The sequence below is a fragment of the Agrobacterium vitis genome (assembly GCF_013337045.2).
Classification (GTDB): Bacteria; Pseudomonadota; Alphaproteobacteria; order Rhizobiales; family Rhizobiaceae; genus Allorhizobium; species Allorhizobium vitis_B.
Window position 1 is genome coordinate 2,137,378 of record NZ_CP118259.1, and the last position, 15,215, is coordinate 2,152,592.

Sequence of the window (15,215 nt, forward strand, 5' to 3'; positions counted from 1 at the left end):
ATTGCGGCACAGTCTATCATAAAGGGTGAACGGAGCGGTAACACTCTATGGCTGCTGGATAATTTTCTCCTTAAATCGATTTCGATTTCGTCGATTATGCAGTATAGACACGGGCGATTTTGTACCGCGTGGAGGATGATATGTCGAACGTCAATCAAGGAAAACCGCTGGCTGACCAATGGAGCGGACGGCCTTACCATCGCAAATGGCTGCTGGATCAGGCCGATGGCCTGTTTGATTTCTTCCAGACCGCAGCGATCAACCCCAAGGGCGGCTTCTACGATCTTGCCCGCGATGGCAAACCGTTGACGACAGACAATCCGGTGCGTGGCATCCATGCCAGCGCCCGCATGGTGCATTGCTATGCCATCGGCGATCTGCTGGGCCGTCCCGGCGCTGCCGATGTGGTAGACCACGGCATGCGTTATCTGTGGCGCAAACATCGTGACGAAAAGAACGGCGGCTATGTCTGGCAGTTGAACGACGATGGCGTCGCCGATGGCTCCAAGCAGGGCTATGGCCATGCTTTCGTGCTGCTGGCCGCCTCGTCGGCCAAAACCGTCGGCCATCCGCTGGCCGACCGGATGCTGGAAGACATTACTGAGGTGCTGGAGACCAAATTCTGGGAGGAGCGCCACGGCGCCATTGCCGAGGAATTTTCGCAGGACTGGCAACCCGTGCCCGGCTATCGCGGCCAGAATTCCAACATGCATCTCACCGAAGCGCTGATGGCAGCGTTCGAGGCGACCGGCGAGCAGCATTATCTCGACAAGGCCACCCGGATCGCCGATCTGATCATCAACCGCCGCGCCCGCGAAGAAGCCTTCCGCGTTGCCGAACATTTCGATGAGGAATGGGTGGTGGACCGCAATTACTATCACCCCAATGAAATGTTCCGCCCCGCCGGCACCACGCCCGGCCATTGGCTGGAATGGGCGCGTCTGGTGTTGCAACTCTGGGTACTGACCGGCAAGCAGCATGACTGGATGCCGGAAGCGGCAAGCGGCCTGTTCTATCAATCGATGCTGCTGGGCTGGGACCGTAAGAAGGGCGGCTTTTACTACACGCTGGATTGGGACAACGTGCCTGCCAAGACCTTCAAGCTGTGGTGGCCGCTTTGTGAGGCCGCAGGCGCTGCCCATTACCTCAACCAGCACCAGGGCCGCGACCTGAACGAGGAAAACTACCGCAAGATCTGGAATTTCATCGCCAACAACACCATCGACAAGCAATTCGGCGGCTGGCACGAAGAAATGACCGAAGACCTCGCGCCATCAAACAGCCTGTTCCCTGGCAAGGGTGACATCTATCACGCTCTTCAAGCCTGCCTCATCCCGCTGTTTCCAGCCGAAGGCAGCCTGACCAAGGTTATCCAGGACTATCCGCTGGACGTGTAATCCGAGAGCACAATCACCTATTGTAAGCCCGCCTTCTGTCCGAAGGCGGGTTAACGGGTGCATTTGCGCAGTTCCGGACGGAAAACCGCTTCACACTTTTCCTGGAAATGCTCAAAGTCTTTGCTCTCGCATTTCCGGACGGAAAACCGCTTCACACTTTTCCTGGAAATGCTCTATTTCAACGATTTGTCGATTTCGAAACTGGCCGAGAATTTCGTGCCTTTTTGCAGCGTGCCAGTGCAAGCCACCAGAAACCGGTCGTTATTGATCTGGCTGGTATTGCAGGCGCCATTGGCAGCGATCCGTTGCAAGCCGCTCTTGGTGTTTCCGTCATTGAGGATGACTTCGTCCAGCTTGAGCGTCTCAACCTGGCTCTTGTCGCGCGACTTTTCCTTGGAGGGGATGCCCGTAAAGGTAATGATATGCGTGGCACCCATGAAGAAATAAAGGCCGGAGCGGCCATCGCTATGCAGGCTACGGCCAATTTCAGAAGAACAGGCCTTGGTCAGATCCTGATCACCGATGGAAACCCTAAGGCATCGCCCCTTGACCGAAGCAAACTGCGGATCGGTCGCTTCCTTGGCACCTGCGGCATAGACAACTGTCGCAGAACCAATGGCAGCCACGGACAGCGCAAAAAACAACCGAGCCATCTTCATTGCCAACCCTTACGCTCGCTTAAACTTCAGACCGTGAGTCTTGGTAGAAAACGAAACTGCCGCGAACCTTGCGTGGTCATCGCGGCAGAATAAGAGCGGCCATTGGAAACGGCGCTGCTGGCACAGTTTAAAGTCAAACGTTACAGGCAGTCGGCAGGCGCCTGCACATGAGAAAGACTGTCGATCACATGGGCTGCGGGAACGCCTGCTTTGCGGCAACGCAAGGCCAGATTACGCTGGCGGGCCGCATCATCCAGCAGGACGGCAAAAGCGCTGAGAGATACTCCGTCTGCCCGCAAGAGCTGACGGATCATTGGGTCCTTGAGAACTTCGGACATGGTCAGGTCAGTCATATCGTAGGTCACTGGTCTTTTCTCCCTTTGTCCGTGTTATGCGTGCCGCGCAATCTTTGCCTTAGGCTTCTTTGAAGTCAGCAAACAATTAGGAACGCCGCAAACCGGATTTTGCTCCATGAGTTCCAAAAGTTTTTTATTCTCTGCTTATGGAGGAAAGCATAAAGCCAAGGTGTTACGATCTGATGTCGTGCAGATGGCGTAAAAGTGGCAAGACTGGCAAATTTTGGAGGCGTGCGTCACGAAACGGTACAACATAGACGTGTATCACTCAGAACAGCACAGAAAAAACAGTCAGACTGTGTCAGGTTCAGATTGAACCAAACAAACTCTGGCTTCTTTCGTTTTTCTTTTCGGGAAAACCGAGCTCCACTTTTCCTAGGGCAAACTCTCTCAGCACCAGGGCTGGCGATGGCCGGTCCAGGGCCTGACCAATCCCTCATCGACCATCATCGCGCCGAGTGAACGACCATTTCGGCTCACCACGCGCAATTTTCGTCCATATTGGTCTTCATCCCGCATTCCAAAGGGAGAAAGATCGAAACTGCCGGCGCTGAGCAGATCACGCAATCGTACCTTGGCGGCAAAGCCCCGGTCGCGCTCGGATTTGCATTTTGCCTGTTCGGTTTCGGGCGCATCGATATCGGCAACCCGGATCTTGGTCTTGTTGACCCAGAAGGTGTCGCCATCGACAACGCAATTGTCGAGCCCGCTCGTGCCGCAATAATAGAATTTGCCGGAAACCCGCTGCTTATCGACCCCGCGCGGCTGAAGGGAGGCAACGACCTGTCCCGGTACCAGCGTGGTGGCGGGCGGCAAGGGGCTGTCATCTCTCGAACGCGGCATCATCGATGCGGTCGGTATCATCGTCGTGGCCGGTGGCAGTGGCGTCGGATCGAGCCTGCGCGCCATCGGTGTTGGAACGCTTGCGGGCGGAACCGGGCCAGTCTCGCTGCGGCTACTGGTTTCGCGGGGCGCATGGCCCTGCAATTGCGCAGTATATTTGCCACCTGTTCCGAACGTCTTGTCGATCAGCCCAGGCAATTCCTTGCGGTGGTCATAGGCCGAAACGCCAGCCACCACCACGACAAGCGCCCCAAACCAAGGCCAAAGGCTGCCGCCAGACCCTGCCCGTTTTGCTCTTGACCCACCGGATGCCCGGCGTTTGTTTGCGCCCCCGCGCCTTGCCCCTCCCGCTGCTTTTCTAGCCGCCATGTTTTACTCCTTATCGAATGGCGGCATTATCGTCGTTAAGAGTTTCTAAAAGGTTGGCGCCTTCAGGAGAAAACAGTTATCCAAAATGAAACAGCATGTCTCTGCATCAGCCCGCGAGATAGGCATGAAAAAGCCCGCATCGCTGCGGGCTTATCATAAGAGGTAAAGAGATCACCGGCTGCCGATCAGGGCGTAACGGTCAATGTGCCCTGCATACCGGCCTCGTAGTGACCCTTGATATTGCAGAACACCAGATAGCTGCCCGGCTTCAGCGTCACCTTAAGCTTGCCATCGGCGCCGGGCTTCAGATCCGACACTTCGCCAAGGCTTTTCAGCTTCTTTTCGTCAACCCGATGCTTGGCTGTATCAAGCGGGATCTTGGCATCCGGCGTCGCCAGTTTTACCACGATCATCTCATGGTCTTCCGACATGGCATCGTTATGAACGTGGAACACCGCCGGACCGGCGGCAACCGTTGCAGGCTCCATCTTCAGCCCCATGGCGCCACCACCCTCACCCGTTTCAGTAACCTTGATCTGGGTTTCAGCCGCAAAAGCTACCGATGCGGTAAGGCTCGTGGCAATAAGGGCTGCGTAAAGACCGGTCTTGAACATCATGGTGTAAACTCCTGATTGGGTTTCTTCTGGCACCACCTATGATGATCATTGCTGACAGCGCTCTGAACGCGCCGCACCCTTCACCGCAATTGCTGCAAACCCGCCTTCAATGAGCTCAGCACTCTTGCATCCATGGTCTGTGCCACATTAAACCGCATGAACCGGCCCGCATTCTGCGACAGGCTGAAGACATTGCCGGGTGCCAGAATGACGCCATCGTCAAGGCAATGCCGCGCCAGAGCGCCCGATTCGATCCCATCAGGCATTTTACACCATAGAAAAAGTCCCGCCTTCGGCTGGAGCCAGGGCGTGAAGCCAAGCGACGACAACTCCGCCGCCACAGTGCTGCGCGCTGCGGCCAGCCGGGTTTTCAGCCCTTCAAGATGTTTACGATAGCCACCATCCGTCAGCACGGCCAACACCAGCTCGGCGGAAAGCCGCCCGCCACCAAAACTCGTGGCAATCTTCAAGTCGGTCAGACCCTCAATCCAATCACGCCGGGCGGCGATATAACCGCAGCGCACCGAGGCCGACAATGTCTTGGAAAAACTGCCGATCTGCACCACTCGGTTCAATCCATCGAAGGCCGACAGCCGCGCAGACGCGACATCTTCGAAATCGGCAAAAATATCATCTTCGACGATGGTCAGGTCGGCCCGGTCGGCAAGGGTCAGCAGCCGATGAGCATTCACCGCCGAAAGGCTTGCGCCGGTGGGATTATGCACGCCAGAATTGGTAATATAGAGCCGCGGCTTATGCGCCTCGACAATAGCTGCGAACGCCTCCAGATCCGGGCCATCCGCCAGATAAGGCACACTGACGATGGTGGCGCGGTGCGCCCGCAGCAGGGCGTGAAAGTTGAAATAGCAGGGGTCATCGACCAGAACGCAATCGCCCGGCTCCAGAAAAAACCGGCAGACCAGATCAATGGCATGGGTGCCGGATTCCGCCAGCATGATCGCGTCCGCTGCGACCGTCAGCCCATGATCGGCCATCCGCCGCGACAGCAATTGCCGAAGCCCCGGCAGACCCAACGGAGAACCATAATCCGTTAGCACAGCACCATCGGCGCGGCCAAGCATGCGCAGCGCGCGCCGAATTGCCGCCTCCGGCAACCAATCAGGCGGCAGCCAGCCGCATCCCGGTTTCAGCATATCGCCACGGGTTTCCAGCGATTGGCGAGAGACCCAGAAAGGATCGATCTCCCGCTCCAGCCGAGGCCCGAGATTGGTCAAGGACAGCGGTGCCAAGGGCGCCGCCACGAAAAACCCGGAGCCCGGCCGCGAGCGGATCAGCCCTTCCGCCGCTAACCGTTCGTAAGCCTCCACCACCGTGGAAACCGAAACCTGCATAGTCTTGGCAAAGCCGCGCACAGAAGGCAGACGCGCGCCCGTCGCCAGACTTCGGGAGGAAATACGCGTCCGAATAGCCGCCATTACCGTCTCTATCCGGCTTGCTCCCTGCGCGTCCAAATCGCTCACCATCGCCTCTGTATTGCTCAAACACCCATAACAGTTTGGCAAAATTGTATTGCACCGTCTCTGGCATAACCATCACCTCGGCGCAAGAACACCAAAAACAGGAGCATCACATGAACAAGACGACGAGCGGGCTGATCAATGGTTTTCTGGGCATGCTGATCTTCAGCGGTTCGCTTCCCGCCACAAGGGCTGCGATCGGCAGTTTCGATCCGGTTTTTCTGACCGTCGCCCGCGCCAGCATAGCCGGCTTGCTCGGCTGCGGCCTGCTGCTTGTCTTTCGTCCAGCAAAACCCAACCTCGCTGAGATCGCGGCGCTCGCCATGGTCTCGCTCTGCGTGGTGATTGGCTTTCCCTTACTGACGGCCTACGCCTTGCAACATATACCCTCGGCCCGTTCGCTGGTTTTCATCGCGTTATTACCACTTTCAACCGCACTGTTTGCCGTTCTGCGGGGCGGTGAGCGTCCGCGGCCGATCTTCTGGCTGTTTTCCGGCCTCGGTAGCGCGCTGGTGATCGGCTTTGCACTGTCTCAAGGGGCCGCCACCGCATCCTATGGCGATCTACTGATGGTCCTCGCCATCCTGATTTGCGGCCTTGGCTACGCCGAAGGCGCAAGACTGTCGCGCCGCTTGGGCGGTTGGCAGGTGATCTGCTGGGCGCTGACGTTGGCTTTGCCCATCAGTGTCGTGGCCGCCGCCCTCACCTTGCCACCAACGCTGAGTGGTGTCACCGCCGGTGCCTGGCTCGGACTCGGTTATGTCTCGCTGTTCAGCATGTTGATCGGCTTCATCTTCTGGTATCGCGGCCTTGCCCAGGGGGGCATAGCCGCCATCGGTCAATTGCAATTGCTGCAACCGTTTTTCGGCCTGGCGCTCGCCGCCGCCCTTCTCCACGAAACCGTCAGCGCCTCCATGCTGGTCACCACCCTTGCCGTTGTTGCCTGCGTGACTGGCGCCAGAAGGGCGACACTGTAGCCTTCACCAAAAACCCGCCAAAAGAACACCAAGGCGCTCAGCGCCCTGGGCATTCCCTCACCCCAATAACTAAAAATTCATCACAAAAACAGAATGCACAGGTTTTTCCCTGCCCTATCGGAGGGAAAGAAACAGCAAAAACCCGGGAAATCTGACAGAAAAACACTCGAATAAGGTGTGTATTGGCCTTCTTTGCGGAATTTAAAGCTCATAATTGCATATATTGTGATATTTTTGCTACATACACGCAAATGAATAGATTATATCCCACTCACCTATTAAACGAGTGGAGACGACTATGAATAGAATGACCCTCCTTGCAACTGCTGCAACCCTCTTTGTATCGACCGGCATTGCCATGGCCGCCGATGCGGTCGACCAGGTTCCGACAGCTCCTGCTGCTGTTGAAACTCCCGCAGCGTTTTCATGGGCAGGCGGCTATGTCGGTGTTTACGGCGGCTACGGCTGGCTGGATGCCACACTTTCGCAGGGCGGCGCATCGCTCTCGGATAATTTCGATGGCGGCCGCATTGGCGGGTTTGGTGGCTGGAACTTCGATGTCGGCCACAACGTGATTCTCGGCGTAGAAGCCGACGTGAACTACGACTGGAACGAAAACAACTATTCCGGCGTCAAGGTGGGCATGGATGTCTCCGGCTCTGCCCGCGCCCGCGCCGGTTACGCCATTGACCGCACCCTGCTATTTGTGGCTGGCGGCTGGACGGCAGACAGAACCTATATCAAGTCTTCATCCGGCGATTTCGACAAGACCCTGAACGGCTGGACCATCGGCGCTGGTGTCGATTATGCGATTACCAATCGCATCTTTACCCGCCTCGAATATCGCTACAACGATTTCGGCACCAAGAATATTAGCGGCATCGATTTCGACAGCAAGCAGAATGTCGTCAATCTCGGCATCGGTGTCAAATTCTGATAGACTCCCTTAGAAATCAGCCCCGGTTTAACGACCGGGGCTTTTTTATTTGGCCAAAAGCATAGCATCATGCCGGAAATTGAAATCGTCACGAGGCTGTCGTGGGCTATTGCTCCAATGCAAAGCTGACATTCACGGTCACACGATAGGTATTCTCGCCTGCTGCCATCGGCGTTGGCGCGGGCGCCATATCCCGGGCCATGCTGGCTTTCATCATCATGCCCTGCTCAAAGGGCCGCGCTGCGTTTTCATTGATGGAAATGATTCGGCCAAGCTTGACACCCGCCGCTTCCGTCAGCACTTTCGCCTTGGCCAAGGCATCCGCCATGGCGGATTTGCGGGCCGCATCGATGGCCGTTTCCGGCTTGTCATTGGTGAAGCGGATCTCTCCACCCTGGTTGGCGCCAAGCCCGACGGACGTATCGATTACCCCTCCCAGCTTGGACAGATCACGCACCCGGATCGTCAGCCCATTGCTGACGGAATAGCCCTCAATAACCGGCGGGCGGCTATCGGCCTTGTCTTCCGGCTCCTGCCGATAGCGCGGCGTAATCTGAAAGCCGGATGTTTGCAGATCGCGATCCGCCAATCCCTTGTCCTTAAGAGATTTCAAAACCTTGGCCAAAGCCTCGTTATTGTCCTTCAACGCCTGCGCAGCCTCGGCAGCCTCAGTCACGACACCCAATTGCATCAAAGCCATATCCGGCGCCAGACTGACCTCCCCTTCGCCCGATACATTAATGACCGCCTCCTGCCGTGAGGCCTCCTGCGCCATAGCCGGAGAAACAAAAGCCAGAGATGCCAACACAAAGCCAAGCCGCCCAAGGCCAAAAACCGCACCCAAATTCACCATCTCGTCTCCCAAGCTCCGCTTTCTGATTGCTCAACCTCACTCTAAACAACCTATTGCAAAACCATTGCGGCAAACACTTGTCGCACCCCACGTTTTCCGCTAGAGCGTCACCATGGACGTTGGAACCATTGCCAACCCCACCGCCGGCCACGCGCCAGGCCGGGCCTGTAGCTCAATGGTTAGAGCTGGCGGCTCATAACCGCTTGGTTGGGAGTTCGAGTCTCTCCAGGCCCACCACTATCCTTGCTGTTTGTAGCTGTAGCTCGCCGCGGACTTCCGGAATTTTGACACGCAGATCCGGAAAAATAAAAATCGCAATCCTACCGTCGAATTTTAGCGCCTAGCCGCACGAACGCTTTAGATTTGAGATCGGTGTAGCTCGCCGCGCACTTCCGGAATTTTGACACGAAGAACTGGAAAAATGAAATTTGCTAGAAGCGATGTAAATGCGTCGATTTTCATAAGCTCCGGTGCCACGAACATGGAATTTGCCATTTCGATTTAATCAGATGAGGTGCCCTTAGAATGGCTTTGACATCCGATCGGGGTCACATTCGGATGAACCAACATTGGGGACGTATAGCGATAAGCGAAAATGCTATCGACGGAAGCCCGAGGGGCGGAAGTGACCCAGAGTGGTTTCTCCCGTAGGACTCGGCATCAGAAAGCAGAAACGCCGCCGCGGTCACCATGTCACGCTGAGGTCATCATCGTAGCGGAGCCCCGGTATCAGAGCTATCACCTCATGGTTCGGGAGGATCTTTGTGACTCTCTTCTTGCGGAGTTCGTAGCCTGGAAAGGGGTCATTTATCACCTGCTCAAAGAACCACTTGTTTCTAGGCGAAAGGTGATCGACAAGAACCACGAGAAAGAGGTGCACCGCCTCATAGTCAGCGATGACTTCCTTTGGTGCATTTATCTGATCGAGATGCTCGAAGAACTTGACGAGATTGTCGCCGCTTTCATTGAAAAGAGGGCGCTTTCCCTCGAAAAAAACTGTCTCTATCTGCTCGCGCACGGGTTCCACATTGCCATGAATTGCGAAATTGCGCTTGTCCATCACCCGCTTAAATCCGCCATATTCGGCAGAGGTTTGGTCAATCGGCCTGGAGAAGCCATCGCAGTTTTCGCTGAGTAGAGCAAGACGTTCGGGAATTGTGGCTCGGATGAATGCAGCGTATCGCACTGGATCATTGCGCACCCCATCCTTGCAGAACACCAGAATGACCATATTGATAAACGCCTCTGCCATAACTGGTGTCAGCATACGCAACTTGAGGCAATCGCCGTACAGATCGGTCGCACGCTTAGACATTTGTTTGAGTGCGTTAGAGTAACGTTGTACCCCACGTTTTGTGTCGGTTCGGGGAAGCGAAAGCGGAATAGAACGCGCGTCACTTATAGCCTCATGCATTTCTGCGCAGAGTTCCGCAAGAGTTAGGAATTTGTTCTGGAAAACGACGAACTTCTCAAATGACTTCGTCATCTCGGACTTGGCCTTGGCTGTCCGCGCGAACTCAGCCTTCAATCCGACAATAAGTGCTTTCCATTCGTCGTCGCTCAGCGGTTCAGAGATCAAAAAATGAACTTCCCGCGAGGTCCCTGTGATGGAAACGCGAACTTCATCAGCCCTAAGGTCGAAATCCCAATGTATCCAGTTGTCGCTATCGTCGCGGCGATTAAAATTCTGTAACCCATTGGGTTCACCGAACCGAGCGCGAAGATAGGCGTAGATGTCGACTGGCTTTATTCGCGTTCTAACGACAAGCGCGGCAGATGACTTGCGCCGCCGTTTCGGCGACGTAGGGCGATCATTCAAAAACTCAGACATTTCCGCAGGCGTGGCTAGACGCCACGCTTCGAAGTTGAGCGACTTTGCCACCAGCAGATCCCCCTTATGTAACTTTGAGTTTAATTTCTTCTAACGGAAACTTTAGTTATCGCAAGCAACACAAAACACTCAGCATGTTATGGAAAGAGAAGTTCTCAAGGAGGCATTAGCCTCTAAAACATTGTCCTCACGATATAAAATTTATGTTTCTCGGAACCCGCACCCATCACCCCAATAAATCAACTCCCGCGCTTCCGTCCCTTTGCCGCCGGACACCGAATAGGACAACTGCGCCCCCTCAACCGAAAACCCCGCGAAGATCTCACGAACCTCCGGCCGGTCATTTATGGACAGTATGAAGCCCCCTTGAAGGCTCTTCAAACGGTCTGCAAGAACCTCGAACTGATCCCGGCCAAACAGCGCTTTTCCGTAATCATCCTCGCAACCGAAGTACGGCGGATCGAGATAGAAGAGCACACCCGGCCGGTCATAGCGGTTGATGAAGGCCAACCAGTCCAGGTTCTCGATGACAACGCCAGATAGGCGCTCGTGGACATCTTCCAGGAGTGGAGCGAGGCGGGTCAAGTTGAACCGGGCGCTGCCATTGTGCTGGACGCCGAAGGTCTGACCTGCGACCTTACCACCAAAGGCGAGCTTCTGGAGATAGATGAACCGGGCGGCCCGCTCCAGATCGGTGAGCGTTGCCGGATCACAGGCCTTCAGCCGCTCGAACTCGCGGCGACTGGTGATCTGGAATTTGAGCGTATCCATGAACTGCGGATAGTGGCGCTGGAGGATGCGGAACAGGTTCACGACATCGCCGCTGCGGTCGTTGATCACCTCAGTCCTGGGCGCTTGCCGACGCCGGAAGAACACACCGCCCATCCCGACAAACGGCTCCGCATAGGTCTGGTGCTGCATCGCCTCGATCATCTTGACCAAACGCGGTGCCAGGCTACGCTTGCCACCGATCCAAGCGGCTGGCGGCTGAGTATTGGGGACCGGCCGGAAGGCTTCACGATTCACCATTTCAAATATCTCACGACTCAGTCACACAGATCCGGCCCTGCAGGGTACGGGTGCGACGGTTATCGTTTTTCACTGTCGGACGGGTTTGGACGCCAATCTTTGGCCCGTCGTTGGGGTGCTTCAACACCCCGGCCACCCGGTCAATATTCCGGTACGCCGCTAATTAATTCATCGTATTTCGAAGGTGCTCGTTGGACACGCCGCCGAAAAAATCACCTCCCGCGCCTCTGTGTCATTTCCGCCTAACGCACCCATCTAATTCCAGCGGTGGAATCTTGACCTTGCGCTTTATGATTGACGGAAAAAAGCGATCACATTAGCGTCCGCTACCTATGGAACGTATTATCTACTCCTCATCAACCTATGTGGCGCGGCAGTGCATCAACAGTGATGCCGCCTTGACCGTGATAACATTTGATCCTCGCCGCGATCCGGCCCCATGGGGAGAAGGTCTCTTTTTCGGGCAACGCTTTTTCCAACAACTGAGTATGAATGTCATCGGGGTGACACCGGCAGGAAACGATTGGTATCAATCCGATGACATGCCTTCTGTGGTCGAAGCTATATGCAACGCGACTAAAGGGCATAATCTGGTCGGATATGGCGGCAGCATGGGGGCTTATGGGCTGCTTAATTTCTATCACGATTTGGGTCTTTCTACCGTCGTTGCAGTCTCTCCACAGTACTCGCCAGACGTCGCTAAAACTGATTTTGACGACAGGTGGCTGCTTGATCGGCAGGTGATAAAGCCTCGACATGATAAGATTGGCTCCATTTCACCCATTAGAAACGGGTATATAATTTATGACAGGGCATACAGTTTGGACCGCCAACATGTTGAGATGATCCAAGCTAGGCACGAGTTGAAGGAAGTTATCGTTCCTATGTCTGGGCACCTTCCGATCTATTTTATGAACGAGGCGGAGCTAACGGATAAGGTAATTCCTTCAATGCTTACGGGAGGGTTCAGTCAGCGCTGGTTCCGTGATCTTCACCGTCAGCAACGCCGAATGAGCGCGCCCTACCTATCCGCTATTGGTGAGTACGCCACACTTCGCCTCCAGCGCCTCAATGCGCGTGAGGGCTGCTTGCAGAGCCCGCCAGAGGATCGGGGTGAATTGAGCATCGCGTAGACCGTAAATACCGGTTTCCTCATCGATGATGAGGCCTGCAAACTCCTGGCTGGTCAAGCCAACTGCCCCTATGGCAGCCTCTACCTGTTGTGCGGAATGTTGATTTCCAGTGAGAACTGACCCGGTAGCACAGGATATTTCCATCGAGAATTGACCCATGTTTGAACCTTGCCCTGCGTGTTTTCAGCGGGGGCTACGGAGTGATCGACATGGCGTTACTGAGCGTGATCCGACGCTGGCATTTTCGAGACCACATATCGATCCGGGAGATTTGCCGCCGGACCGGCCTATCCCGGAACACCATCCGCAAGTATCTCCGTCTTGATGGCGTGGAACCAGTGTTCAAGGTGCCGGAGCGGCCGAGCAAGCTTGATCCTTTTGCCGACCGGCTGTCAGCGTGGCTGCGGACGGAAGCCAAGAAGAACCGGAAGCAGCGGCGCAACCTGAAGCAATTACATGCCGATCTGATGAGCCTTGGCTACGATGGATCGTATGGTCGGGTTGCTGCTTTTGCTCGGGAATGGAAAGCTGATCTGCAAAGAGAGCTGCAGACCACGGGGCGTGGGACGTTCGTTCCGCTGGCCTTTGATCCGGGTGAGGCCTTCCAGTTCGACTGGTCGGAAGACTGGGCAATCATCGGCAATGAGCGCACCAAACTGCAGGTGGCCCATACAAAGCTTAGCTATTCCAGGGCGTTCATCGTCCGGGCGTATCTTTTGCAGACGCACGAGATGCTGTTCGATGCCCATAACCACGCGTTCCGTGTCTTCGGCGGGGTGCCACGGCGCGGCATCTACGACAACATGCGCACGGCAATCGATAAGATTGGACGCGGCAAGGAGCGCGACGTCAACATCCGCTTCATGGCAATGGCCAGCCACTACCTCTATGAGCCGGAGTTCTGCAATCCGGCGTCTGGTTGGGGTGAGGAGGAAAAGAAAACAGTCCAGTGAACTGTTTTCCCGACGAACGCCCGGAGCCCAAGCGCAGGGCCGGGTGGCCAGGTCGAGAAGAATGTTCAGGATTCGCGCCATCGGTTCTTTCAACCGACACCACGCTTTCCATCGTTGGAAGCCCTGAACGACTGGCTGGAGCTTCGATGCAAGGAGGTTTGGCAGCAGACCCCGCACGGAAAGATGCGTGGCACGATCGCTGACCTCCTGGCCGAGGAAACAAAAGCTCTGATGCCAACGACGCGTGTCTTCGATGGTTTTGTCGAGCATACCAAACGGGTGTCCCCGACTTGCCTGGTTCACTTCGATCGCAATCGCTACAGCGTTCCGGCATCCTTCGCCAATCGACCCGTCAGCATTCGAGTTTATCCAGACCGTATCGTTGTTGCAGCGGAGGGTCTGATCATATGCGAGCACCCTCGCATCATCAGCCGTTCGTATGACGGGCCTGGGCAGACGGTTTACGATTGGCGGCACTATCTTTCGGTCGTGCAGCGCAAACCCGGCGCTCTTCGCAATGGTGCGCCGTTCGTCGATCTTCCCGAAGCCTTCAGAACGCTGCAGCAGCACCTGCTCAAAAAGCCGGGCGGCGATCGAGAGATGGTCGATATCCTGGCGCTCGTTCTTCAGCACGACGAACAGGCAGTGCTATCGGCAGTCGATATGGCTTTGACGTCCGGTGTTCCGACCAAAACCCATGTGCTGAACCTGTTGCATCGCCTCGTCGATGGCAAATCCTCGACACCACCGACGATCGACGCGCCGCAAGCTCTTACACTTGCCAACGAGCCCAAGGCCAATGTCGAACGCTACGATACCCTGAGGAAGACTGCGGAGGTCCGCCATGCGTCATAACCCAGCCAGCGGCGCGATCGTTATCATGCTGCGCCAACTCAAGATGCACGGCATGGCTCAGGCAATCGGTGAGCTCACCGAACAGGGATCACCAGCTTTTGAGGCTACCATTCCTATTCTGTCGCAACTGCTCAAAGCGGAAACGGCAGAGCGGGAGGTCAGATCAACCGCCTATCAGCTCAAGATTGCCCGCTTCCCGGCCTATCGCGATCTCAACGGCTTCGACTTCTCGAGCAGCGAGATCAACGAGGCGCTCGTGCGCCAGCTCCATCGCTGCGACTTCCTCGATGATGCCAATAACATTGTCCTGGTCGGCGGCCCTGGCACAGGCAAAACCCACATTGCGACCGCCTTGGGTATCCAGGCGATCGAGCATCATCATAAGCGCGTCCGGTTCTTCTCGACAGTCGAATTGGTCAACGCGCTTGAACAGGAGAAGACGCAAGGTCGCTCAGGGCAGATCGCCAATCGGCTTGTCCATTCCGATCTCGTCATCCTCGACGAGCTGGGCTACCTGCCGTTCAGTGCGTCAGGTGGCGCGTTGCTATTCCATCTCCTGAGCAGGCTCTACGAACGTACCAGTGTCGTCATCACCACCAACCTGAGCTTCAGCGAATGGGCCTGTGTCTTTGGCGATGCCAAGATGACCACGGCGCTGCTCGACCGCCTGACCCACCACTGCCACATCCTCGAAACCGGAAACGACAGCTTCCGCTTCAAGAATAGCTCAGCTCATGAACCGAAAAACACGAAGGAGAAAAACAGGAGCTTGACCACTACACCAGACCCGAAACATATCTAAAAGGAGGGTCAAATCTCGGTGGAAATAACGGGTCAGTTCTCAGTGGAAATCAACAACGTGGTGCATCGGGGACAAAACCCTACAGAACTATACAGAGGAATCCGATCAATCCAACCAACGCGACAA

13 protein-coding genes, 1 tRNA gene and 1 pseudogene are annotated in these 15,215 nt (G+C 55.8%); 7 read left to right on the forward strand and 8 right to left on the reverse strand.

Features of this window, described 5'->3' with window-relative positions:
• The first annotated feature begins 140 nt into the window (after window positions 1-140).
• Entirely contained in the window at window positions 141-1,397 is a 1,257-nt protein-coding gene (locus G6L01_RS10365) for an AGE family epimerase/isomerase (RefSeq protein ID WP_070164556.1), read from the forward strand.
• Between the two features lie 173 nt (window positions 1,398-1,570).
• Here G6L01_RS10365 and G6L01_RS10370 read toward each other — a convergent pair whose 3' ends face one another.
• The 5 genes from G6L01_RS10370 to G6L01_RS10390 form a co-directional block, all read right to left on the reverse strand.
• Window positions 1,571-2,050 (reverse strand): hypothetical protein, encoded by a 480-nt coding sequence (locus G6L01_RS10370; protein WP_139190208.1) that lies wholly within the window; start codon window positions 2,048-2,050, stop codon window positions 1,571-1,573.
• 146 nt (window positions 2,051-2,196) lie between these two features.
• The gene (locus tag G6L01_RS10375) at window positions 2,197-2,421 is read right to left on the reverse strand and encodes a hypothetical protein (protein ID WP_041696822.1); all 225 of its coding nucleotides are present in this window, start codon (window positions 2,419-2,421) and stop codon (window positions 2,197-2,199) included.
• 381 nt (window positions 2,422-2,802) lie between these two features.
• Window positions 2,803-3,624, reverse strand: a complete 822-nt coding sequence (locus tag G6L01_RS10380; RefSeq protein ID WP_081344036.1) for a thermonuclease family protein — start codon at window positions 3,622-3,624, stop codon at window positions 2,803-2,805.
• A 185-nt stretch (window positions 3,625-3,809) separates the two neighbouring features.
• Window positions 3,810-4,241 carry a plastocyanin/azurin family copper-binding protein gene (locus G6L01_RS10385; protein ID WP_015916566.1) on the reverse strand — a complete coding sequence of 144 codons (432 nt, stop codon included), beginning with the start codon at window positions 4,239-4,241 and terminating at the stop codon, window positions 3,810-3,812.
• 80 nt (window positions 4,242-4,321) lie between these two features.
• Entirely contained in the window at window positions 4,322-5,725 is a 1,404-nt protein-coding gene (locus G6L01_RS10390) for an aminotransferase-like domain-containing protein (RefSeq protein WP_070164559.1), read from the reverse strand.
• A gap of 107 nt (window positions 5,726-5,832) precedes the next feature.
• Between G6L01_RS10390 and G6L01_RS10395 the strand changes: the two genes are divergently transcribed.
• Together G6L01_RS10395 and G6L01_RS10400 are read left to right on the forward strand one after the other, a co-directional pair.
• Window positions 5,833-6,696 carry a DMT family transporter gene (locus tag G6L01_RS10395; RefSeq protein ID WP_070164560.1) on the forward strand — a complete coding sequence of 288 codons (864 nt, stop codon included), beginning with the start codon at window positions 5,833-5,835 and terminating at the stop codon, window positions 6,694-6,696.
• A gap of 298 nt (window positions 6,697-6,994) precedes the next feature.
• Window positions 6,995-7,633: an outer membrane protein gene (locus G6L01_RS10400; RefSeq protein WP_081356533.1), complete on the forward strand. Its 639-nt coding sequence runs from the start codon at window positions 6,995-6,997 to the stop codon at window positions 7,631-7,633.
• Between the two features lie 106 nt (window positions 7,634-7,739).
• Here the strand turns inward: G6L01_RS10400 and G6L01_RS10405 are convergent, their stop codons facing one another.
• Entirely contained in the window at window positions 7,740-8,486 is a 747-nt protein-coding gene (locus G6L01_RS10405; protein WP_070164562.1) for an SIMPL domain-containing protein, read from the reverse strand.
• A gap of 161 nt (window positions 8,487-8,647) precedes the next feature.
• Between G6L01_RS10405 and G6L01_RS10410 the strand changes: the two genes are divergently transcribed.
• Window positions 8,648-8,723, forward strand: a tRNA-Ile gene (locus G6L01_RS10410).
• Between the two features lie 448 nt (window positions 8,724-9,171).
• On the opposite strand, the gene G6L01_RS10415 is transcribed toward G6L01_RS10410, so the two are convergent.
• Both G6L01_RS10415 and G6L01_RS10420 read right to left on the reverse strand, forming a co-directional pair.
• Complete coding sequence (locus G6L01_RS10415) at window positions 9,172-10,368, reverse strand: hypothetical protein (protein WP_070164563.1); 1,197 nt, start codon at window positions 10,366-10,368, stop codon at window positions 9,172-9,174.
• A gap of 150 nt (window positions 10,369-10,518) precedes the next feature.
• Window positions 10,519-11,346: a DNA adenine methylase gene (locus G6L01_RS10420; protein ID WP_070164564.1), complete on the reverse strand. Its 828-nt coding sequence runs from the start codon at window positions 11,344-11,346 to the stop codon at window positions 10,519-10,521.
• 332 nt (window positions 11,347-11,678) lie between these two features.
• On the opposite strand from G6L01_RS10420, the gene G6L01_RS10425 reads away from it, so the two are divergent.
• The 3 genes and pseudogenes from G6L01_RS10425 to istB all read left to right on the forward strand — a co-directional run bounded on the left by G6L01_RS10425 (window position 11,679) and on the right by istB (window position 15,089).
• Entirely contained in the window at window positions 11,679-12,479 is an 801-nt protein-coding gene (locus tag G6L01_RS10425) for a hypothetical protein (protein ID WP_070164565.1), read from the forward strand.
• A 209-nt stretch (window positions 12,480-12,688) separates the two neighbouring features.
• Window positions 12,689-14,287, forward strand: a pseudogene (gene istA, locus G6L01_RS10430) (IS21 family transposase).
• Entirely contained in the window at window positions 14,277-15,089 is an 813-nt protein-coding gene (istB, locus tag G6L01_RS10435; protein ID WP_070167559.1) for an IS21-like element helper ATPase IstB, read from the forward strand. The pseudogene istA and the gene istB overlap by 11 nt, the downstream one beginning before the upstream one ends.
• The last annotated feature ends 126 nt before the right edge of the window (window positions 15,090-15,215 follow it).

Coding starts and splice junctions, on each gene's coding strand:
- G6L01_RS10380 (WP_081344036.1), bottom strand. CDS start 3,624: ATGGCGGCTAGAAAAGCAGCGGGAGGGGCAAGGCGCGGGGGCGCAAAC.
- G6L01_RS10420 (WP_070164564.1), bottom strand. CDS start 11,346: ATGGTGAATCGTGAAGCCTTCCGGCCGGTCCCCAATACTCAGCCGCCA.
- G6L01_RS10385 (WP_015916566.1), bottom strand. CDS start 4,241: ATGATGTTCAAGACCGGTCTTTACGCAGCCCTTATTGCCACGAGCCTT.
- G6L01_RS10425 (WP_070164565.1), top strand. CDS start 11,679: ATGGAACGTATTATCTACTCCTCATCAACCTATGTGGCGCGGCAGTGC.
- G6L01_RS10365 (WP_070164556.1), top strand. CDS start 141: ATGTCGAACGTCAATCAAGGAAAACCGCTGGCTGACCAATGGAGCGGA.
- G6L01_RS10395 (WP_070164560.1), top strand. CDS start 5,833: ATGAACAAGACGACGAGCGGGCTGATCAATGGTTTTCTGGGCATGCTG.
- G6L01_RS10405 (WP_070164562.1), bottom strand. CDS start 8,486: ATGGTGAATTTGGGTGCGGTTTTTGGCCTTGGGCGGCTTGGCTTTGTG.
- G6L01_RS10400 (WP_081356533.1), top strand. CDS start 6,995: ATGAATAGAATGACCCTCCTTGCAACTGCTGCAACCCTCTTTGTATCG.
- G6L01_RS10390 (WP_070164559.1), bottom strand. CDS start 5,725: ATGGTGAGCGATTTGGACGCGCAGGGAGCAAGCCGGATAGAGACGGTA.
- G6L01_RS10370 (WP_139190208.1), bottom strand. CDS start 2,050: ATGGCTCGGTTGTTTTTTGCGCTGTCCGTGGCTGCCATTGGTTCTGCG.
- istB (WP_070167559.1), top strand. CDS start 14,277: ATGCGTCATAACCCAGCCAGCGGCGCGATCGTTATCATGCTGCGCCAA.